The following is a 20,530-nucleotide window of genomic DNA, read 5'->3' on the forward strand; positions in this document are numbered from 1 at the left end:
CCGACGCCGCCTGCAGCCGAATGGAGGCGTCAGTTCGGTCCTCAGCCCCGTCGCCGAACGACTCAGCAACCGCGATAGCTTCCGCGATGCGCAACCAGAACTCTGCGATCGCCGAAATGATTGACGACATCCGCTCGATCGGAACCGACAAGCTGGCCGGCGATCACCCGGCAGAGGACTGGCTCGCTGACTGGGAGAACCTGATCGACCTACGGGAGGACTATGCCGACGCCCTGACCCGCGGCGAACAGCCAGTCCTGACCATCCCAATGACAGACGGCATGCCCATCATCGCCCGCATGGATGACACCGCCGACTGCAGCGTCGCCGCCGAACTCGCGCAACCACCGGTTCCAGGCTCGTGATCGCGAGGCACCATGTGACGCCCTCATCTGCAGCTGTCGGTGTGAAACTGATCGGCCAGGTCAGTCGAGTGGAGTCGGGACAACCCTTCGCTGCGTCTTGGTCTCGGCAACGTCACCCGCGGGTGCGTCGCCACCCGATGCCGCAAAGTCCGGCCGCGACGACCAAGACCACGGAGAGAGCATCGAATGGCCAGCTGTCTTGATTTGTCGCGACCGCGTAGATCCACCAAGCCATCGCTGCCGTTGCGGCGCCGCCGAAGATGAAAAGTCCCATCTTCGTTAGTTCAGGAGCCGTGAAGCCTAGCTCCTGCGCAAATGCCGCGGCCCGTGAAATTCGAGCTTTCCGCGGTTGTTCCGAGCGCCGCCAAGCGCGAGCCAGTGAGACCAACAGAGCCGATCCGAGCAAGATCGCGCCGACGACCTTGGCCCAAGTCCAAGGTGCAAAGAAGGCTGCGATCAGAGCCGCAACCACCATCCACTTTAAGATTTGGGTGTAACCAGTTGAGGTTGCAGATCGATCACGTGACACGCGCTAACTGTCCCACCTCATATGTCGGGACGGAGCGCCCGACCATGCCGCTGTCGGAGCGGAACGCCCGACCATGCCGCGGTTCGCTCGATTGTGCCGAGTTGGGTGCGTTCACAACTGAAGGCAGGACCATGCGGAAGAATGCACTCCCATGATCCGCGTGCGGCTTTTCATGGTTTGCATCACGACTTTCGGAGCAGCTCTGCTAAGCGCTTGTGGGACGGGTCAAACAGCGTCGGACGTCAAGCCCACGGGAACCGATGCTTCGGACGTGAACACTCCTCTGTGCGCCGAACTTGTGGGGCTGCGAATGCCCGCGGCCCTCGCGGGTTGCGAGACCAGCACCGGCGAGTTTGCCCCGGCTGACGAACGGCAGTGTGATGACGGCCGAGTGTTCATCGCAACCTTTCCGGACAAGTCGGAACAGGCAGATGAGTTGATTTACGGTTTCGTCGGGGAACCGATCGCCGCGAACGTCGGCGACGGGGAGATGATGAGTGTGTTGGCCCAATGCAGTGAATTTTGAGCGCCCCGAGTCCGATGCGTGCGCGACTCTGCCGATGGGCGCGCGGTCCTACCGCTGAGCGTTTATCTCGCTAGCCTGCGTACATGCCTCGGAGCGTCGTAGTCCTCAGCAGCGATCCGGACCTGTTCGACAACGTGCGTGCCCTCCTGGCGACGGACCCCCGCTTCGTCGACGCTGGCAACACGGTGCACTGCGACGGCTCGCTGGCACCCCTGACGAACATCTACCCCGTAGAGACTCACCCGGTGGAATGGGACGACTGGGATGCCGCAACGAGCGGAATGCCGGACCCGCGGACGTCCTCACTCCTCATCTTCGAGAGCCGCTCCCATGAGTGGGTCGCCGAGGTCGGCAGGGTCCTAGCCGAAGGGCTCACCTCCCCGGTGTGGATCGTGGACTCCGCGGACACGGTCTGGCCCGCCGACCAGATCGACTCAGCGCGAGTCGCGCTGGCCTGAACCGCCCGACCATGCCGCTGTCAGGGCGCGATTGCGCCGAGCATTGGGGCGCTCGACCTCATTGGTTCAAGCGGGAGGCTTTCACTTCTCGATGAACCCCGTCAGTGTTAAAGATGTACTTGACCTTGAACTGGTCAAGGCCGAGTTCGGTCTGCAGTTCCTGACTGAGCGCGTATCCACGCCGATCGTGATCCAGATCCTTGAAACCCATGCGATCACTGATCGACGCCGTGTACTCGTCTACCCAGCCGCGGATGCGGTGACGCAGTGCGGGCGTGATCGGCAGGAGGTCCTCCGGTTCGCGTTCCGACAGGAAGAGGTACTCGAACTTGGAGCCTGGGTCGTCCTGACCGAAGTCGAGCCAGAGAGCCACGCCGCTTACGTCGTCGGTCATGAGCCGAATCGTCATTCGATCACCGCGCACATGGTGATGCTTGCACGTCCCCGGAGGTGAGCGCTCATGCCGCTGTCGGACTGGGACGCTTCCTGGCTGCACCACCTCGTCAAAGGTCGAAGCGCTCGCTCACGAGAACGTCACCACTGTCGAAGCGATAAATGATCTCCAAATCCGAGGTGACCTGGTCGGTGGACACGGCCACCTCGAAGTGCTGCTCGCGTCCGCCCCCGGTATATCCGCCGTTCTGAGGACGCAGTTGCCGCTCTTCCGAGCGGAGCGTGATGAACCGCTCTAACGGCGGTGGCCAGGGTTCGTCGATGTCAGGTTGATCATCGCCTTCTTCCAGGGCTGCGTCGACCTCTTCGTCGTAAGCCTCGTAGCGCTCGATCTCCGAGTCAGGGATTCTGGTGCGAACGAATCGCAACCAGTAAGCACCGCCGGCGACGCCGATCGGAAGCCGCTCGATGACTGATCCGTCCGGCAAGTCCACTCGGTGCTGGCCCTCTGTGGCGGCCGGATCTACGAAGACCGACTCCCGCACCAAAGTCCCACCGTCCCCGCTGTAGGTGAACTCCAGCTCGCAGGGTTTCGCGAGGCGAAGCTGAACAGTCCACTCGGCGCTGCTTTCTGAAGCACCCCCGCCCCCGCTGACGATGTCAGCCACACCTGCTCGCGCGTCGATACCGACCGAACGCCACGGCGACGGACCTCTTTCCGAAAACCGAAACTCACGGCCGGGAGCAGGGCTGAACACGAACAAGACGAAGGTCTTGCCCGTCTCGATCGCGTTCCCGATCGGCAGACGTTCAACCAAGACAGAGTCCGTCAACGTGTGCTGACTCTGGCTCAGTCTGGAAGAGCTCGAAGGGGACATTGCCCGAGACTACGACCCGGCCCAGCTATCCACGCCCGACCATGCCGCCGTCCGCGCGTGCTACAGGGCTGTGCGAATGCTTGGGATAGAACTCGAATGGCCATTCAGTCTGAGGCGGACCTCCCCGCGAGATGACAGGATGGCCCCTATGGGGCGCCGGGCCATCGCACTGCTTGTGATCGGAAGTGTCCTGATCGGCGTTATCGGCTGCACTTCACCGGGTGACCGAGCAGACGACGCCCACTCGGAACATGATGGAGGAGAAGACTCCGTGGTTAGTGAATTCGACCGAATGGCGATCGGCCAACTCGAATCTCTCTCGTCGCTCACGCTTTGGCGGGTCGGTTCGCATGCTGTCGGTCCCGGCCGCGAGCCCACCGAGGGCATCGCCGCTTACGCGGCTGACAACAACCTGCCGTGGGCCTTCAGCATCGATGGCGACGGGCGGTTTGACGGGACGCGCCTGCCTGTCTCTGTTGATGCCTCTCCAAGTGAAGCTCAGTTGGCGGTCGTTCGAGTGGTTGAGACCTCTACCGAGCGTCAGGTTGAAGCGTCCTGGCGACTGGTTGACGCGGACACCTGGAGCGCCACGGCGCGATTCGCTGAATAGGGTCAGCCTCGAAGGCCCAGCCGCCCGCTCGTGCCGCGATCCACGCGCGGTCGTGTCGATGGGCGTCCGCCTGTCGTCGACGTACAGTCCTGCAATGGGAAGCGGCGAGCGACGACTTGTGGACAACTTCTGGGATCTCCGCGACGACGCTTATGACCATCCCGACCGATGGCAAGGAGTCACCGCCGAAGGCCTGTTCCAGCGACTGGCCGAGTACATCGAAGCGGCTGAGGAGCGCAGCGAGCCGATCGACTGGCGTCGAGATGTCACGGACCGACTGATTGCCTGGCGAGTGGCCGAAGCGGAGGGCTGACCCGCTCGCTCATGCCGCTGTCGGGCGGGCATCTTTCGGGGCCGGCCGAGCTCGTTAGAGCGTGTGAATCAAGAATGTCGACTCGGAGCGGGAGTCGGGATCCATTCGACGGCGGTGTCCTCCTCCATGGGCAATCCCGGCCCAACTACGTGCTCGGTGCCGATCCCAAGCTCGCGGCAGAAGTCATACACGTGCTCGGTTGCGAGCCTCTCGCGCAGCGAGCTCAAGTGAATGGTGGCGTCTTCGACCTTGTCGTAGTCGAAGCGGAGCACTGCGGTGCGGTTGTCTCGTCGAAACAGGACGACGTCGCAGAAGCGCTTCTCTTCGTACCAAAGCAGACTTAGGCCGAGGGTGGCGAACATGAGGAAGGTGGTCTTGATGCCCGTCCAGACCGTCCAAGTCCAGTTGGTCTCCTGGTAGAGCGCGCGCACGTCGAACCAGCAGCCCGCGCTGGAGGCTGCGAAACCGTCCACCTCACGCACCTCGCTCTGAGAACAACTCTTTGGTAACGACTCAACGAAGCGGCCCGGGGTCAGGTTCCAGAGGTTGCGTTCCCGCGGGGATCACTGGGAGGCAGGCAAGCCGACCATGCCGCTGTCGGGGCGGTACGCCCGACCATGCCGCTGTAAAGAGCGGGACGCCCGACTCTGCCGCTGGAATCACCCAGCCCACTTGCGTGGGCGTCGGCCGCTAGGCCCCCGCATCAGGAGGTAAGCAAGGCGCCCGAGCCGCGAGCTAGGAAGGTACCGACCGGCGGCATCTCGATCACCACCCCACATGCCCCCATCGGCGAGTGATCGAGCGAGCAGCGCCCTGGCCCTGTCAGGATCCGCCCGCAGAAACGACGTGTCGAGGACCTGCTGGCCTTCGCACGACTCGAACCCTGCGACCCCCAGAAGTGGGTTGTCCAGATCGGTCACGACCACCGTGGCGCCCTTTTCCGCAGCAGTGTGAGCGGCGAAGTAGGCCAAGTCAAGCATCACTGATTCCGGGACACTAGGTGCTACCTCGAGAAACTCGAGACGCGCATCGCCACTCGGGTCTTTAGAAATGACGGCTTGACCGACATCGGGCGCGCCGGTCGAGTTGTTCTCGTAGGCGACCAACCATGCAATCTGGGTTCCAGATTTCAGACACTCCAAGGCAGGTTTAGGATCGAGCCCGTCGTGCCGAAGACAATTCGCTCGTCCTTCATCGAAGTTTTCTTCGAACGAGGACAGATAGAAGCGGTCGTCGTTCGGCCACCCGCCTAGGTCGCGGAGCTCGATGTAGTCGCCGACTTGGCGCCGCCGTGCGCGCGCACGGAAGCCCGTGTCGAGCATGACCATGACACCGAGCCCGATTGAATCGAGCCACTCGTCATCACTCTCGACCGGACGCTTGTAGTAGAACTCGCGACGCGGGTCGACCAATCTGATCGGAATGCCGTAAACCCGTTCGTCGCCGCCCCAACGGACAAGCGGAACCACTTCGTCGGGATCGTGTCGCACATCAAGAACAACACCCTGGCTGAAGCCGGGGACAGGGTGACCGACGGGAAACATCTCCGCGACGCGCTGGGCGAGTGAACGTAGGCCAGACTCCGTCATCCCTCAAGTCTGGCAGCAGGGACCCACGGCAATCATGCCCTTTGGGATCCCGGCCGAATCTGCACGCCCATGCCGCTGTCGGGACGGAACGCCCGACCATGCCGCTGTGAGCACACCCGCTCACGATCCTGCACGTCCAGTTCAGACCCGGGGCGCTGATCGAAAGGGATGTCCGTCCTGCAGATACCAGGCGGTCCATGCGACCGGGAAGGCCAATCCCGCCAAGGCCGCAATCATCAAGCCGGACCCCCTACTCCGCTGACCGATCATGGTCAAGGCGACCAGTGCCCCGGAACCGAGAATTGCAATGGCCAAGGCGATCAGCATCAACCCAGTGTCCGGTGCTGACGCCAGATCCGCCAGTGCCATGTCATGCCGCGATGATTTCTGGCAAGGCCCATCGGGTGTGGCAGTCGGGCGAGCACTCGCCCCGACGGATGACGTCCGCGAAAAAGACGCTAGATCACCTGCTCGCGCGTCCAACCTCGGCGCCGGTGTCGAAGAAGTGATCGAGGTACTCAGGCGCATCGAGGGTGCTTCGCCTCAACAGGGAGAAGACTTCGGTCCCCTGCTTCGGCTTGTCGTCGAACCTGAACGCCTGGGCCAGTCCCGTGTATTCACATTCGAGGTTCTCCGCGTAAATGCGAGCTTCCACCTCGGCAAGTGCGATGGCCTTCTTGAAGGACTTCGCGTGCCAGAGCGTGACCCTCTCTTCGTAGAAACGCTCCTGTGGCTGCAAGTCGCGGGGACCCCAAGGCTTGTCGTGCGCCGCGGCGAAAACACACCGGACCCCGTACCAGGATTTCGTGCTCGGCTTCTTGGCCACGCCACCACCTTAGGGAGTTGGGGTGAACCGCCGGTCCGCCAGACGCACGCGCCGATCGCGATGCTGCTGAAGCTGCGCCCGACAATGCCGCGCACACCGCCGTCGCGCCGATGAGCGCTCGAGCGCACAGAGCATTCACGCCGAGGTTCTCAGCCGGAGGGGTGGCGCGGGTGCGAGACTGGCTGTGTGACCGACGAGTGGTACCGGCTTCCGGATTGGGACGAGGAGGCTCGCGCCGAGTTTGAACGTCGGTTGAGAAAGGCGCGTTCTTTCAACCGGGCGCAGTACCTGCGAATCAAGGGCTTGGTCCTCAAAGAGGCAGGCGAGTTGGCGGGAGCGCGAGAGTTATGGCGTCGCGTATTCGACGAGGATGGCGAGTTCGCTGAGATGGACGCATGGGCAGCAGCCGAGCACCTGGGCGACTCATATGTGGATCACGATCCTGACCTCGCGATCACGTTCTACCGACGTTCGATGAAGCGCAACAATTCTCTGAACATGACCACGGCAACGCAACCGATCAAACTCGCTGAACTGCTTCACCAACGGGGTCTTCCGAAGGATCTGGCCGAAGCAAAGAGGCTGCTAATGGACTGGCCGAAAATGGCGGACATGCCCATGCCCAGTGCGCACTTCCGGTGCAACGCTGCACTGGCGGAGGTCCTTGACGCAGCCGGCGATCGACAAGAAGCCCGTCAAGCCGCGATCCGTGCCTTGGCATTGGTCGACGCCTCTGCTCCGTTTCCGCGTCACAAGGAGCTTGGCGTCGTAAGAGCCGACCGACGGACACTCAAACGATTGAATCAGATGGCGAGTCGCCAGTAGTCCTTTCGTCTGGTGGGTCAACCGCCCGACCCTGCCGATGTCGGGGCTTGGCTTGCGCGTGGACACTTCACCTCGGGTGCGTCGTCACCGTTCTTCTGGTGTGGTGCGGGACGATGTTGCAGCGGGTGAGGTACTCCGCGCAATGGGGTTCGGAGGTTGAACGTGCTGGAGCGTCAAGCGGTGATGGACACCAGCGAGCAGGTGCTCGCGGTGCGATCCTTGGAACAAGGCCCTCTTGAAGCTGCCGCGTGGGACTGGTCCGACAACACCCTGGTCCAACTGAGTGACGACCTGCTCGCCGAAGGTGAGTTCTGGATCAGAGCAGGCAATGGTTTCGCGACTGCGCTGGTCACGTCGCGACTGTTGGACGCCGCGCCTGGCGAGCCTGACAGTGAGTGGGAAGACGTTGTTGAGCTCAGCCTCAGATGTTCGGGCCCGGTAGGCGTCACGGACCTGGTCGAGAATGATCCGTGGGTCGAGCTGATCGACGAACCGGGCAGGTATCGACTTCGATTCAGCGTCCGCGGACGTCTTCTCGAGCAGGACCCCGAAGCGGAACTGGACGATGACGACCAGGACCTGGACTCACCGGAACCTGTCGAGTTCTACCTCTTGGAAGCCTGGCCAGAGCCCAATAGCCAACCGGCGGCGGTCCTGCGTCTGACGAGTGCATTCTCGCGGCACAACGATGACAACCCAAGGCCCTTGGCCCTTCCGGAGGTCGAGCCCGGTCTGGCGGCCTCGATCCGAATTGGTCGCGACGTCGACCGGGCCCCGGGGGCCCGCACCCTCAGTGGTCAGACCTGCTCGGTGGAGGTTGACCGTACGGTCCGCGGCACCCGACGGCGTCTGTTCCTCACCTGTGCACGCCTGACCTCGTGGAGTCAGTTTGTCACTGCAGAGTCGAGTTGGACCTGGGGCGGTTACCCGACCGAAGAACCCGGGCGGTTGCAGTGGGCCGAGTCCGGTGGACACGCCGACCAGTTGTCAGGCGCGACCGGCGTCATCCAGTACTCCTTCGTCGAGGTCGAGAAGCCCGGGCACGCGGTTCGACAATGGAACTGGCTCGCTCACCCCTCACCAGGCACGCCCTACATCCCCTACGAGCAGTGGATTCCGGTCCTTGCCGAAAATGCGACCGTGACCATGAGGCTCTCCCAATCGAACGACTCCGAAGGCCAACCATGGACAGAGATCAGGTATCGGTTCGAAGGCATCCCCGTCGAGTGGATCGATGACATGCGGGACTGGCTCTCATTGCAGCTCGCGATTGCCGACCACCTCGAGTTCGGAGTCGCGAAGCAGTAACGCCCGCCAATCCACCTGCTGCCCGGCCTTGCCGAGGCGCGAGCGTTGTCGGGGACTGCACGCAGACGCCGCTGCGATCGCCGGACGCCCGGGGATGTGCCTGGTTAAGGTTCGCGAGTGAGAGACCCTCTGCCGCGTGCCTGGCGTCGGCTGGCGTCAGTGAGTGTGGCGATCTGTCTGTTCTGGACCGTCACTGCGTGTTCGGGCCTGGCCGACGACGTGAAGGGCATGCCGGGCGTCGTCGACGTCAAGGTCACCGAGGCTGATGGCGACGATCTGGGGCGGCCAGCCAAGCTCGTCGCGGTGACGATGCGCGATGACGCCACCGCCGAGCAGATCGAGAGCGTGCTCGCCGAGTACGACGAGGAGCGAGCTGGCCAATCCGTACAGCTCGTGACCGTCACCCTCGAAGGGCTCGCGTCCTCGTCGCTGTCCATCGGGCAGACAGCCACCCGGACCACGGAGTCCGTGGCAACGCTTCTGGCCGTCGCAAAGGAGCCCGACGTCGAAGGAATCGAGCTCGAGGTCTCCGCCGAGGACCTTGACGCCCGTATCGATATGCGCGCCGGCGGCCTGAACAGGGTCGACGCGATGGTGACGAGATACTGGGACGAACTAGCTGCGACCACCGACTCCATGTCCCGCGCGACCTTGATCGTCCAAGCGGACGGCTTCCTCATCGCCCGCGACAAGGGATCAGACGAGTCGCTGAGAGCGAAGGTTGCAGTTGCCGAGAAGGTCGATCGGAACCAACCCCTGGTTGGTGTCCAGATCAGCCGCAGCCAGCTCGAACTGCGAGTTCGATCCGATGCCGAGAAGATCGCGGTGCGTCAGATCGTCCGGCGCACACCATCGGCTGAATCCGTCGGTCGCGTGCGAGTGGTGACGGAGTCCGTCGACCTGTCCGACGCCGCAGGGCGCTTGCGCGAAACTGCCCGCCGCGTGGTGAACAAGATCCGCCACGACGAGTACTTCCGGTTCGCTCGCATCGAGGGCGACGAGCTGCACATCGGCGCCGCAAACATGGAGGAAGCCCTGACGCTTGAGGGTTACTTCGGCACCGGCATCGATCCCGTTCATCGGCCGATCGCGGTTCGTTTCGTACTCGACGGTGGTAGCGACTTCGGAAAGCTTGCCGGCGTCAACTTCCACCTCTACACCGCGAGCGCACTGTCAGAGCAAGACGAATGGTCGCGCTTCTCAGTGACCACACGAGGTAGCGGTCGTACCGCACAAGTGGACGTCGTTGCGAGGCCTGGTGTGACCTATGGCGACGCAGCCGAAGCGCTCGCTGCCCTTGGCGCAGCGTCCACTGTCACGTGGACAGACGACCGACCCGAGATCACCCTGACACCAGCGGGACCTGACTGGCGTGAGGTGGCCATTGAGGGCGATGTCAGCGATCAGCAACGCGCCGACATCATCGCCGGATGGTCCCAAGGTGCTGACTGACTTGATGCGACGCAGAAGGCCCTCGAACCTCCCTGTCGCCGTGTCCCTGGCCGTGTGCCTCGGTCTGGTCGCCTTTTCCTTCGCTTGGTCAGCTTGGCAAGCCAGCTGCTACGACGACAGCGATCCCAGCTACTACGTCGGCGGCATCGTGCTCCTGCTCGCGGCGCCTGGCACTTTGTTTGGGGGCTTCGTCGCGGTCCTGCGGATGTTCGGCAGCGCTCGAAGCGACTTGTGGAACGTGCTCTCCTGGCTGGTCGTCGTCCTGTACCTCGCGCTCGCCATCCTTGTCGGCCTCGAGGTCTGGTCGACAAGGGGCGACAGGGTCTATTGCGGTGGTGTTTCACCCTACGGGGACTGATGAACCGGCACGCTCCCCCGGACCTGCCGCTCTGCGGCAACCCGCGATTCGCCCCGGCCGAGTCGCGAGGACACTTCCGAACCATGCCTCGCTAGACGTTCAAATTCCTGCGGCGTGACCTGAGATCGCCAACAGCGCCGAGGAGAAGCATCAAGCCTCCGGCCAATGACAGGAGCAGGGCAAGCACGCCACTGGCGACTGCGGCGTTGGACCTGCTGCTGTTCGCGGCGTAGCACTTCTCGGCCACCTCGTCGCGAAAGGCCTCAGCATGATCGCCCCCTGGGCCATCGCTGTTGTTGTTGAGTGCCGCGTCCCACGGAGCGATGGTGCACTCGACCTTGCCAGCCGGTCCTTCGTCGTTGAGATCGGACGCGGTGATGTCGACCGTCGGGTTGTCGAGCCACAGCAACAAGCCGACGGCAAGGGCGAGGAACGCACCCACGAACAGGCTCGCCAGGCAGACTCTGTGCTGCATCAACCGATCCTATGTCGGTGGCTCGAGGAGCTCCCGACTTGTCGTACCTCAGCCCTCGTACGGAACCTCGGTGCGCCAGTCCGACTCGTCCTGGTCGATCGCAGCGCGCAGTGCCTGGGCGACGTTGTCAGGGGCGAACGGGCCTTCCTTGGCGAGCATCCCGCGGACGGTGACCGACACGGCCCGGATGCCGTCGTCCTTCAGCGTCGCGTCGATGCTGTGCACCAGGTTCTGCAGGCCGGCCTTCTGCACACCCAGGGAGGCGGCGCCGTTCCACGGCTGGTCGGCGGCCATGCTGCCCGTGGCGGTGACGCGGCCTCCGGAGCCCAGGAACGGGCGCGCGGCCTGGACCAGGCTCAGCAGGGCGCCGACGCCGAGCCGGACGTCCTCCAGGAGCTCGTCGGGCGTCAGGCTGAGCGGGTTCTTCTCCCGGTACGCCGACGGGTTGAAGTGGACGACGTCGAGGTGGCCGAAGCGCTCCGCCAGCCGGGTGACGGCGGCGCGGGTGGCCACGTCATCGGTCAGGTCGACAACGAGCCCCTGGGCTCGACCGCCGGCCGACTCGATCTCTCCGATGAGCGTCTGGAGTACGCCGTCGTCCGCACCCAGCAGTCCGACCTGGGCACCGTCCGCGGCGTACAGGCGAGCGAGCGAACCACTCACGCCCGGTCCGGCACCGGCGATCAGCACGTTGCGTGTCATGCCGCCAGCCTAGGCCCGACCCGGTGCCGCTCAGTCGAGCAGGTCCTCGACCCCGTTGGTGAGCTTGACGACGAAGAAGCCGCCGGTGCCGTCGGTGTACCAGACAGTGTCGTTGTCCGGATCCCACGCGGGCTGGGAGAGCGCGCTCGCCCCGCCCTTCGACGGCTTGTTGAAGTAGGCCACCTCGACAGGGTGCTGGACGTCGCTGATGTCGAAGATCCGAAGTCCGGAACCCACCATCGAGCAGGCGGCGAGATCTGGAGCGTCGCGGGTGGGCACCGAGCAGTAGTGCGCCGAGTAGCCACCGATCGGGAGCGCCGAGCCCGGGTCCGAGAGGACCTCCTTGGTCCGGTTCTCCTTCTGGTGGACGGCGAGCCGAATGTCCGACACGAGGGCCGGCGTCTCCGGGTCCGTGACGTCGATGATCCGCGCGGCGCCGACAGGGCTGTTCTTGAAGTCGACCGTGAACCCGTCGCCGAACCAGTCGGTGAACTCGTCGACCTCGAGGACGTAGGAACGACCGTCGCGCTGGAAGGGCTCGGCGACCTGCGGGATGGAGATCCCGGGCCAGTCGATCTCACCGAGGAGTGCTGCCTTCGGGGACCTCGCCCTCGCCTGCACCTGGGAGACGTCGTAGATCTGGAGACTCGGGTCGTCCAGGATCGCCTTGCTCGACGGGATGCCCATGTTGGCGACGTACATCGTGTTGCCGTCGTCAGAGAAGCGCAGACCGTGGGCAACCACGCCGCTCTTCACCATCAGCACCCGCGGCCTGCGGGGCTCGGCGAGGTCGACGGCAGTGATCGTGAAGCCCGCGGCGCCAGCGGTCCAGAAGGTCTGACCGTCCGGAGAGAACCCGCTCTCGTGACCGAAGACGCCGGCCAGCGTGGTGGAGAGGAGCTTGGGCTTGCGGCAGTCCGTGCGGACGTCGTACACGTCGAGCACGCCGGGCGCGGTGGCGAGGGTGCCCATCACGCCGACGAGCAGTCCGCGTTCCTGGTTCACCAGCAACGACTCGTGCGGGCTGAGCATCGCGGGCGTGATCAGGTTGGCGGTCTTGCGGGGCTGCGCAGGGTTGGTCATGTCGAGGACGACCACGCCCAGCCCGGTGCCGTTCAGCAGGTTGCCGATCACGTCCAGCCCGATGATCCGGGTGGAGTCGTAGAAGGCACAGGTGTGCCCCTGGGAGTCCGTGTAGCGCAGGGTCTTGAAGCCGCCCGTGGTGCCGTGGCGGCCCACCTGCTCGGTGTTGCAGGTGTAGCCGAGCTGGGCGCGACCGGAGTCGAAGTCGGCCTTCGGGACCCGGCCCTGCAGCGAGGTGGTCTCGGGCCGGGAGCCCGGACCGCAGTCGGCCGCGGGCACCGCCTGCGGCGGGACGGGGTCCTCTGCGGTCGCGACGAACGCGCCTCCGACGACCATCCCTGCCGTGACGACGGCCAGACCGATCCTGCGTTGCAGAGCCCCCATGTGCCCCAACCTTCCTTCGGACGACTCAGATTCCGGCGATGCCGCTCAGCTTCTTGACTGTGTCCTCGAACTCGGAGACCAGGTCTGCCATCACCTCGGCGACGGGCCGGACCTCGTTCATCCTGCCGACGATCTGGCCGATCGGCATGGAGATCACGTCGGGATCGCCGGAAGCATTGATCCGGCTGTGGGCGTCAGCGACCAGGAGGTTCTGCAGCGGCATCGGGAGCGGGGCCGGGGCGTCCTCCTCGGTCCAGGCCTCGGTCCACTTTGTCTTGAGCAGGCGAGCCGGCTTGCCGGTGTAGATCCGGGTCCGGACCGTGTCGGACGAGGTCGCCCGCAGGAAGGCGGTCTCCCAGCCCTGGTTCGAGGCGAGGTTGCGGTACTCCTCGGTGCCGAGCCAGATCGAGCCGGTCCAGACACCCTGCGCACCGAGGCCCAGGGACGCCGCGATCTGGCGTCCCGAGCCGATGCCGCCGGCGCCGAGCACCGGGACGTCCGGGCCGACCGCGTCGACGATGTCGGGGGTGAGCACCATGCTGGCGATCTCGCCGGTGTGGCCGCCGGCCTCGTAGCCCTGCGCGATGATGATGTCCACGCCGTTGGCGACGTGGCTCTGGGCGTGCTTGGGAGCACCGGCGAGGGCGGCGACCTTGAGGCCTGCGGCCTGGCACTCGGCGATCACGTCCTTCGGCGGGGTGCCCAGCGCGTTGGCGATCAGGACCGGCCGGTGCTGCAGGGCGACGTCGACGTGCGAGCGGGCCATCGAGTGCAGCCAGCCGAGCACGCCCTCACGGCCCTCGCCCTCCGGGAGCGGCGGGACGCCGAGCTTGAGGAGCGTCTCATCGACGAACCTCTTGTGCTCGTCCGGGATGTACGACGACAGGTCGGCCGAGGTGCCCTCGGTCGGCACCTTCATCGGCATGACCACGTCGACGCCGTACGGCTTGCCGTCGGTGTTCTCATCCATCCACGTGAGAACCCGGTCGAGCTCGTCCGGGTCGTTGAACCGGACACAGCCGAGGACGCCCAGTCCGCCGGCGCGGGACACCGCCGCAGCGACGTGCTCGGACGGGGTGAAGGCGAAGATCGGGTAGTCGATCCCGAACGCCTCGCAGAGGGGGGTACGCATCAGAGGTTCGCTCCTACGGTCGTGCGCTCGGCGAGTGCGAGCTCCTTGGCCTTGGGGTACTGCGCCTTGCCGGTGGCATTGCGCGGGACCTCCGGGACGATGGTGAGGGCGCGCGGCAGCTTGTAGCCGGACAGGTGCGCCCGCAGGAAGGTGCGCAGCTCCTCCAGCTCGACGACCTGGCCCGGGCGCTGCTCGACGACGGCGGCCACGGCCTGGCCGTACTTCTCGTCAGGCAGTCCGACGACGAGGGCGTCGTACACGCCGGGGTGGGCCTTGATGGCCTGCTCCACCTCTTCCGGGTAGACCTTCTCGCCGCCGGTGTTGATGCAGTTGGAGCCGCGGCCGAGCAGCGTGATCCGGTTGCCCTCCTCGATCCGAGCGTTGTCGCCGGGGATGGAGTAGCGGACGCCGTCGATCTCGATGAAGGTCTTCGCGGACTTCTCGGGGTCCTTGTAGTAGCCGACCGGAACGTTGCCCGAGCGAGCAGTGCGGCCGACCTTGCCGACGTCCGCGACCGGGTCGAGGACCTGGTTGTCGTCGCCGAGGATGACGGTGGTCGACGGGATCGACACGACCGGGCCGTCGGTGGACAGTGCGCTGGCGTCCTGCAGGCCGGTGCCCTGGAAGCCGGTCTCCGAGGAGCCGATGGAGTCGGTGAAGACGGCGTTCGGGAAGTGCTTCATCCAGCGCTCCTTCACCGACTTGGAGAAGATCGCGGCGCTGGAGGCGATGGCGAACAGTGTCTGGCCGTCGTACCCACCGGCCTCGTAGGCGTCGATGAGCGGGACGGCCATGGCGTCACCGGTCATGAACATCATCTGGACGCCGTGCTTGTCGACGAGGTCCCACGTGCGGACGGGGTCGAACTTCGGCTCGAGGATGGTGACCTGGCCGGCGAACAGGTGCATGAGCAGGGATGCCTGGGCGCCACCGTGCATCAGGGGGCTGAGCGGGAGTGTGACCAGCCCGGCCTCGAGGGCCTTCTTCGACTGGTCGAACTCCTCGAGCGGCTCGCCGCTCATGAAGTCGATGCCGCCGCCGAGCACCCGCCAGAAGTCCTCGTGGCGCCACATGACGCCCTTCGGGAAGCCGGTGGTGCCGCCGGTGTAGATGATGTGGATGTCGTCAGGGCTGCGCTCACCGAAGTCACGGGCGTCGGACTGGCCGGCGACGGCCTCCTCGAGCGTCACGCCACCGTAGGCGGACAGGTCGCTCGCGTCGTCGGGCTCGAGCGGGTTCGACACGGCGACGACGGCCTTCATCGCGCTGACCTTGGGCAGCACCTCGGCGACCAGGTCGGCGTAGACGCGGTCGTGGACCAGACCCACCAGGTCGGCGTTGTCGAAGAGGTACTCGAGCTCGCCGGCGACGTAGCGGAAGTTGACGTTGATCGACACGGCGCGCACCTTGAGGATCGCGATCAGGGCGATCACGTGCTCGATGCTGTTCTTGGCATAGAGACCGACGTGGTCTCCCTTGCCGATGCCTTGTGCCTGCAGGTAGTGCGCGAGCTTGTTGGACTCCGATTCCAGCTCGGCGAAGGTGATGACGCGGTCCCCCACCTGCACGGCAGGCTTGTCCGGGACGGCGTCGACGGCGTGTTCGAAGAGATCGGCGATGTTCAAGGCCACGGAGCCGAGACTAGAACACGTTTCACTTTTTCGCTAGCGTGGTTCGCATGTCCTCCACTGACACGCCCGTCCGCACCACTCCCGACTGCCTCGTCGAGCAGGACGGCCACAAGCTGATCGTCACCATGAACCGGCCCGAGCGCCGCAATGCGCTCTCCTCCGAGATGCTGCGGATCATGGAGGACGCCTGGGACCGGGTGAACTCCGATCCCGAGATCCGGGTGTGCATCCTGACCGGTGCGGGTGGCTACTTCTGCGCAGGCATGGACCTGCAGAAGGCCAACGAGAAGCCACCGTCGGAGAGCTTCGAGTCGGGCGAGTACGACCCCACCGTCATCAAGGGCCTGCTCAAGGGCTTCCGGCTCACCAAGCCGCTCATCGCAGCCGTCGAGGGCCCCGCGATCGCCGGCGGCACCGAGATCCTGCAGGGCACCGACATCCGCGTCGCGGGTGAGTCGGCCAAGTTCGGCGTCGCCGAGGCGCGCTGGAGCCTCTACCCGATGGGCGGGTCCGCCGTGCGGCTCCCCCGCCAGATCCCGTACACCGTCGCCGCCGAGCTGCTGCTCACGGGCAGGACCCTGCTCGCCCCCGAGGCCAAGGAGCTGGGTCTCATCGGACACGTCGTCCCCGACGGCGAGGCGCTTGCGAAGGCGCACGAGATCGCGGACCTGATCGCCGCCAACGGGCCGCTCGCCGTCCAGGCGATCCTCAAGACGATGCGCGACTCCGAGGGCAAGCACGAGGAGGACTGCTGGGCCGAGGACGCGAAGGTCGGCGCCGCGGTGTTCTCCTCGGAGGACGCCAAGGAGGGTCCGCGCGCGTTCATGGAGAAGCGGGCGCCGCAGTTCAAGGGCCGGTAGCCCCAGGCCGCCCGAGTCAGGAGCGGGCCGCCACCACGTGGCGGTCGAGCCACTCCGAGAAGTCCTCCAGGCTCGCCAGGACTGCGTGCGTGCCGGCCGCGCGCAGCTCCTCCTCAGTGCAACCACCGGTCAGCACCGAGACGCTGACGACCTCGGCTGCGAGCGCACCCTCGACGTCGTGGACGTGGTCACCGACGTAGAGCGACGCGCCTTCGCGACGCAGCGCGTCAGCCTTGCCCACGCCCCACACCCAGCCCTCGAGCACGTCCACGTCGAGGCCCGTGTGCTCGAGGTGAAGGCGGGCGTTGTCGGGGAACTTGCCGGTCACCACGACCACCCGGCCACCGTGGCGTCGTACGGCGGCGATCGCCTCGTGCGCACCGGGCAGGACCGGCACGCTCGTGATGGCGTGCTCGGGGTACAGCGCGCGGAACCGGTCCCCCGCCGCCGGGATCTGCTCGGGCGGCAGGTACGGCGCGAGCAGCATGTCCAGCGGCGGCCCGAGACGCGCGGTCATCTCCGCGACGGGGAACTCCACGCCGAGCTCGGCGCCGAGCGCCTCCAGCACCTGCCGGAAGCCCGGCGCGGTGTCGATGAGGGTGAGGTCGAGATCGAATCCGACGACGAGTTGCGCCACGACGCCACCCTAGGCCGCGCGCGGGTCAGCCGACTGAGCGGTCTCCGGTCCAGTACTTCGCGCGCAATGCCTTCTTGTCCGGCTTCCCGAGTCCGGTCAAGGGGAGCGCGTCGACCGCGAACACGTCCTTGGGTGCCTGCACGGCACCCTTGCGCTGCTTGACGGCGTCCTTGATCTCCGCGATGACCTCCTCGGTCAGCTCGTGGCCGTCACGCAGCACGACGACCGCGGTCACTGCCTCGCCGAACTTCTCGTGCGGGGTCCCGATGACGCCGACCTGGGCAATCGCCGGGTGCTCGGCGATGACGTCCTCGACCTCGCGGGGGAAGACGTTGAACCCACCCGTCACGATCATGTCCTTGGTGCGGTCGACGATGTACCAGAGGCCGTTCTCGTCCTCGCGCGCCACGTCGCCGGTGTGCATCCAGCCGTCACGGAAGGTCTCGGCCGTCGCCTCGGGCAGCTGCCAGTAGCCCGCGGAGAGCAGCGGTCCCGCGACGCAGATCTCTCCCGGCTCGCCCTGGGGCACCGGGTTGCCGTCCTCACCGAGCAGCGCGGTGCGGAGGTACGCCGACGGGCGGCCGCACGACGTCAGCCGGGACTCGATGGGCTTGCCGTCGGCGTCGACGTGGTCGCCCTTGGGGAAGTAGCTGATCACCATCGGCGCCTCGGACTGCCCATAGTACTGCGCGAAGATCGGGCCGAACCTCTCGATCGCCTCCTTGAGGCGCACCGGGTTGATCGCCGACGCGCCGTAGTAGACGGTCTCGAGGGAGGACAGGTCGCGGGTGTGCGAGTCCGGGTGGTCCATCAGCGCGTAGAGCATCGTCGGCACGAGCATCAGGGAGTTGATCTTCTTCTCCTCGATGGTCTTCAGCACGTCGGCCGGGTCGAAGCGCGACGACACGAACAGGGTGCCGCCCTTGAGTACGACCGGGACGAAGAAGGCCGCGCCGGCGTGCGAGAGCGGGGTGCACATCAGGAAGCGCGGCTCGTCGGGCCACTCCCACTCGGCCATCTGGATCTGCGCCATGGTCGAGAACGCGCGCACGTTGCCGATCACGCCCTTGGGCTTGCCGGTGGTGCCACCGGTGTAGGTGATCGAGGTGATGTGGTCGGGCTCGAGGATCGCCGCCTGGACCGGCTTCGGCTCGAAGGTCGCTGCGACCTCGGTCAGGTCGGTGCCGACGTCGGCGAGCTGCTCCGGAACGGGGCCGATGGTCAGCACCTGCTTGAGACCCGGGCACTTGCCGAGCAGTTCGACGGCACGCTCGACGAAGTAGGGGTCGATCACGAGCGTGGTGATGCCCGCGTCGTTGATGACGTAGGCGTGGTCGTCGGCCGAGCCGAGCGGGTGCAGGGACGTCCGCTGGAAGCCCTGGGTCTGTCCGGCTCCGAGGATGAACAGCACCTCGGGCCGGTTGAGCGCGAGGAGCGCACCGGGCGTTCCCCGACCGGCGCCGAGCGCCTCGAATGCCTGGATGTACTGGGAGATCCGGTCCGCGGTCTCCCGGCCGGTCAGGGTCACCTCGCCCAGATGGACGATCGGACGGTCGGCGTGGCGCTTGAGCGCCGCGACCATCAGGTGGCCGTTGTGGGCAGGGGTCCGGAGCTGGTCGGTCACAGTCGCAGAGTAGAACGTGTTCTAACTCTGGACAAGAGATCTCACCCGGCGTGGCGCTCGACCGGCGCCATCAGGGGCCGTACGCCGCCGAGTCGACGATGGAATCGGACCTGCTCCGCGTGCGTGTCGAGCACGTCCCACAGGGCACGGTGGGCCGACCAGGGCAGCGGGTCCGCCCCGGACCACCACCGCTCGCCGAAGCTGATCCAGACCGGGATCCATCCCGCAGCACCGTCCCACGCCCCGCGCTGCGCCTCGAGCAGACGCCGGCGGACCTGGAACGCCGTACGCGGTCCGTCGACGCAGATCGGCGCCGTGCGGACCGGCCAGACCCACAGGTCCAGCTCCATCAGCTCCAGCTCGAGGTCACGGAGCAGGGCAGGATCGACCAGCACCGTGGCGACGTTCTCGTGCGGCTCCCGCCTCATGGCCCGAACGCTAGCCCGCGGCGCCGACAACGACCAGCGCCACGGGATGACGATCAGGTGAGCAGCTCGGCGACCTGCCGGATCTCGGCGGCACTGCGCGCGGAGAGCAGCAGGGTCGTCACGCCGGTCTCCTCCCACTGCGCCACCCGCTCCTTGACCTCACCGGGCGTGCCGATGATGTGCATGTCGTCGACGAGCTCGTCCGGGATGAGCGCGGTCGCCTTGTCCTTGTCCCCCGCGAGGTACAGGTCCTGCACCTGGTCGGCCAGGTCGCCGTACCCCATCCGCGTGAAGACCTGGGTGTGGAAGTTCTGCTCCTTGGCACCCATGCCGCCCATGTAGAGCGCCACCACAGGCTTCATCCCGTCGAGGACGGCCTGCTTCTGCTCGGCGTTCTCCACGATCTGGAGGTGGCAGGTCGCGGAGATCTCGAAGTCGGCGCGGGTACGACGCGCGCCCTCCCGGGCGAACCCCTCGTCGAGCCACGGCTGGTACATCGCGGCGCTCTTCGGCGTGTAGAAGATCGGGATCCAGCCGTCGGCGATCTCCGCGGTCTGCGCGACGTTCTTCGGACCCTCCGCGCCCAGCCAGATCGGCAGGTCGGACCGCAGGGGATGCACGATCGGCTTGAGCGGCTTGCCCAGGTGCACCGCACCCGGGCCGTTGTAGGGCAGCGGGTGGTGCGGACCGGCGTTGATGACCGGCTCCTCGCGGGCCAGCACCTTGCGGATGATCTCGACGACCTCACGCGTCCGCGCCAGCGGCTTCGAGAACGGCTGGCCGTACCAGCCCTCGACGACCTGCGGGCCGCTCACTCCCATGCCCAGGATGACCCGACCACCGGTGAGATGGTCGAGCGTCAGCGCGTGCATGGCGATCGAGGTCGGCGTGCGGCCCGACATCTGCACGATCGAGGTTCCGAGCCGGACCCGGCTGGTCTCCCGACCCCACCAGGCCAGCGGGGTGAACGCGTCGCTCCCCCACGCCTCGGCCGTGAAGATCGCGTCGAACCCCGACTCCTCGGCCGCGGCGACGAGCTCGCCGACACCCTGCGGAGGCTGCGCGCCCCAGTAACCCAGCTGCAGTCCCAGTTTCATGGCTCGAATCATGCCCTGACGGCGCGCCGCATTTCTAGAACATGTTT

General features: G+C 66.0%; 24 protein-coding genes. 10 read left to right on the plus strand and 14 right to left on the minus strand.

Annotated features, from left to right (window positions below; translation table 11 throughout):
* Positions 1–86: 86 nt before the first annotated feature.
* The 3 genes from ASE01_RS24550 to ASE01_RS19600 all read left to right on the plus strand — a co-directional run bounded on the left by ASE01_RS24550 (position 87) and on the right by ASE01_RS19600 (position 1,878).
* Entirely contained in the window at positions 87–365 is a 279-nt protein-coding gene (locus ASE01_RS24550) for a hypothetical protein (protein WP_157537583.1), read from the plus strand.
* Positions 366–1,165: 800 nt separating this feature from the next.
* Entirely contained in the window at positions 1,166–1,420 is a 255-nt protein-coding gene (locus ASE01_RS19595) for a hypothetical protein (RefSeq protein WP_157537585.1), read from the plus strand.
* An 83-nt stretch (positions 1,421–1,503) separates the two neighbouring features.
* The gene (locus ASE01_RS19600; RefSeq protein WP_056756384.1) at positions 1,504–1,878 is read left to right on the plus strand and encodes a hypothetical protein; all 375 of its coding nucleotides are present in this window, start codon (positions 1,504–1,506) and stop codon (positions 1,876–1,878) included.
* Between the two features lie 58 nt (positions 1,879–1,936).
* Here ASE01_RS19600 and ASE01_RS19605 read toward each other — a convergent pair whose 3' ends face one another.
* A complete protein-coding gene (locus ASE01_RS19605) occupies positions 1,937–2,272 on the minus strand; it encodes a hypothetical protein (RefSeq protein WP_157537588.1) in 336 nt (111 codons plus the stop codon).
* A gap of 109 nt (positions 2,273–2,381) precedes the next feature.
* Positions 2,382–3,089 (minus strand): hypothetical protein, encoded by a 708-nt coding sequence (locus tag ASE01_RS19610; protein ID WP_157537590.1) that lies wholly within the window; start codon positions 3,087–3,089, stop codon positions 2,382–2,384.
* A gap of 208 nt (positions 3,090–3,297) precedes the next feature.
* On the opposite strand from ASE01_RS19610, the gene ASE01_RS24555 reads away from it, so the two are divergent.
* Positions 3,298–3,759, plus strand: coding sequence for a hypothetical protein (locus tag ASE01_RS24555; protein ID WP_157537592.1), 462 nt, complete (start codon positions 3,298–3,300; stop codon positions 3,757–3,759).
* A 94-nt stretch (positions 3,760–3,853) separates the two neighbouring features.
* Entirely contained in the window at positions 3,854–4,072 is a 219-nt protein-coding gene (locus tag ASE01_RS19615; protein ID WP_157537594.1) for a hypothetical protein, read from the plus strand.
* Between the two features lie 68 nt (positions 4,073–4,140).
* On the opposite strand, the gene ASE01_RS19620 is transcribed toward ASE01_RS19615, so the two are convergent.
* The 3 genes from ASE01_RS19620 to ASE01_RS19635 form a co-directional block, all read right to left on the minus strand.
* Positions 4,141–4,545, minus strand: a complete 405-nt coding sequence (locus ASE01_RS19620; protein ID WP_056756397.1) for a hypothetical protein — start codon at positions 4,543–4,545, stop codon at positions 4,141–4,143.
* A 186-nt stretch (positions 4,546–4,731) separates the two neighbouring features.
* A complete protein-coding gene (locus tag ASE01_RS19625; protein ID WP_056756400.1) occupies positions 4,732–5,661 on the minus strand; it encodes a hypothetical protein in 930 nt (309 codons plus the stop codon).
* A gap of 463 nt (positions 5,662–6,124) precedes the next feature.
* Positions 6,125–6,487, minus strand: coding sequence for a hypothetical protein (locus tag ASE01_RS19635; protein ID WP_056756405.1), 363 nt, complete (start codon positions 6,485–6,487; stop codon positions 6,125–6,127).
* A gap of 186 nt (positions 6,488–6,673) precedes the next feature.
* On the opposite strand from ASE01_RS19635, the gene ASE01_RS24560 reads away from it, so the two are divergent.
* The 4 genes from ASE01_RS24560 to ASE01_RS19650 all read left to right on the plus strand — a co-directional run bounded on the left by ASE01_RS24560 (position 6,674) and on the right by ASE01_RS19650 (position 10,430).
* Positions 6,674–7,312: a tetratricopeptide repeat protein gene (locus tag ASE01_RS24560; protein ID WP_157537596.1), complete on the plus strand. Its 639-nt coding sequence runs from the start codon at positions 6,674–6,676 to the stop codon at positions 7,310–7,312.
* Positions 7,313–7,468: 156 nt separating this feature from the next.
* Complete coding sequence (locus ASE01_RS19640) at positions 7,469–8,620, plus strand: hypothetical protein (protein WP_157537598.1); 1,152 nt, start codon at positions 7,469–7,471, stop codon at positions 8,618–8,620.
* 159 nt (positions 8,621–8,779) lie between these two features.
* Positions 8,780–10,072 (plus strand): hypothetical protein, encoded by a 1,293-nt coding sequence (locus tag ASE01_RS19645; RefSeq protein WP_157537600.1) that lies wholly within the window; start codon positions 8,780–8,782, stop codon positions 10,070–10,072.
* Between the two features lie 40 nt (positions 10,073–10,112).
* On the plus strand, positions 10,113–10,430 hold the full coding sequence (locus ASE01_RS19650; protein WP_056756413.1) for a hypothetical protein: 318 nt from the start codon (positions 10,113–10,115) through the stop codon (positions 10,428–10,430).
* Positions 10,431–10,521: 91 nt separating this feature from the next.
* Here ASE01_RS19650 and ASE01_RS19655 read toward each other — a convergent pair whose 3' ends face one another.
* From ASE01_RS19655 to ASE01_RS19675, 5 genes are read right to left on the minus strand one after another with little or no spacing between them, the layout of a single operon-like run.
* On the minus strand, positions 10,522–10,905 hold the full coding sequence (locus tag ASE01_RS19655; RefSeq protein ID WP_056756417.1) for a hypothetical protein: 384 nt from the start codon (positions 10,903–10,905) through the stop codon (positions 10,522–10,524).
* A gap of 48 nt (positions 10,906–10,953) precedes the next feature.
* The gene (locus ASE01_RS19660) at positions 10,954–11,607 is read right to left on the minus strand and encodes an SDR family oxidoreductase (RefSeq protein ID WP_056756421.1); all 654 of its coding nucleotides are present in this window, start codon (positions 11,605–11,607) and stop codon (positions 10,954–10,956) included.
* 30 nt (positions 11,608–11,637) lie between these two features.
* Positions 11,638–13,074, minus strand: a complete 1,437-nt coding sequence (locus tag ASE01_RS19665) for an LVIVD repeat-containing protein (RefSeq protein WP_056756424.1) — start codon at positions 13,072–13,074, stop codon at positions 11,638–11,640.
* A gap of 25 nt (positions 13,075–13,099) precedes the next feature.
* Positions 13,100–14,206, minus strand: a complete 1,107-nt coding sequence (locus ASE01_RS19670) for an NAD(P)H-dependent flavin oxidoreductase (RefSeq protein ID WP_056756426.1) — start codon at positions 14,204–14,206, stop codon at positions 13,100–13,102.
* Positions 14,206–15,837 (minus strand): acyl-CoA synthetase, encoded by a 1,632-nt coding sequence (locus ASE01_RS19675; protein ID WP_056756429.1) that lies wholly within the window; start codon positions 15,835–15,837, stop codon positions 14,206–14,208. The genes ASE01_RS19670 and ASE01_RS19675 overlap by 1 nt, the downstream gene beginning before the upstream one ends.
* 47 nt (positions 15,838–15,884) lie before the next feature.
* On the opposite strand from ASE01_RS19675, the gene ASE01_RS19680 reads away from it, so the two are divergent.
* Positions 15,885–16,697 (plus strand): crotonase/enoyl-CoA hydratase family protein, encoded by an 813-nt coding sequence (locus tag ASE01_RS19680; protein ID WP_056756432.1) that lies wholly within the window; start codon positions 15,885–15,887, stop codon positions 16,695–16,697.
* A gap of 16 nt (positions 16,698–16,713) precedes the next feature.
* On the opposite strand, the gene ASE01_RS19685 is transcribed toward ASE01_RS19680, so the two are convergent.
* From ASE01_RS19685 to ASE01_RS19700, 4 genes are read right to left on the minus strand one after another with little or no spacing between them, the layout of a single operon-like run.
* Positions 16,714–17,334 (minus strand): HAD family hydrolase, encoded by a 621-nt coding sequence (locus ASE01_RS19685; protein WP_056756437.1) that lies wholly within the window; start codon positions 17,332–17,334, stop codon positions 16,714–16,716.
* A gap of 25 nt (positions 17,335–17,359) precedes the next feature.
* Positions 17,360–18,958 (minus strand): fatty-acid--CoA ligase FadD8, encoded by a 1,599-nt coding sequence (fadD8, locus tag ASE01_RS19690; RefSeq protein WP_056756439.1) that lies wholly within the window; start codon positions 18,956–18,958, stop codon positions 17,360–17,362.
* A gap of 41 nt (positions 18,959–18,999) precedes the next feature.
* Complete coding sequence (locus ASE01_RS19695) at positions 19,000–19,386, minus strand: hypothetical protein (protein WP_056756442.1); 387 nt, start codon at positions 19,384–19,386, stop codon at positions 19,000–19,002.
* A gap of 53 nt (positions 19,387–19,439) precedes the next feature.
* Entirely contained in the window at positions 19,440–20,483 is a 1,044-nt protein-coding gene (locus tag ASE01_RS19700) for an LLM class F420-dependent oxidoreductase (protein WP_056756445.1), read from the minus strand.
* Between the last annotated feature and the right edge of the window lie 47 nt (positions 20,484–20,530).

Source organism: Nocardioides sp. Root190, from assembly GCF_001428565.1.
Classification (GTDB): domain Bacteria; phylum Actinomycetota; class Actinomycetes; order Propionibacteriales; family Nocardioidaceae; genus Nocardioides.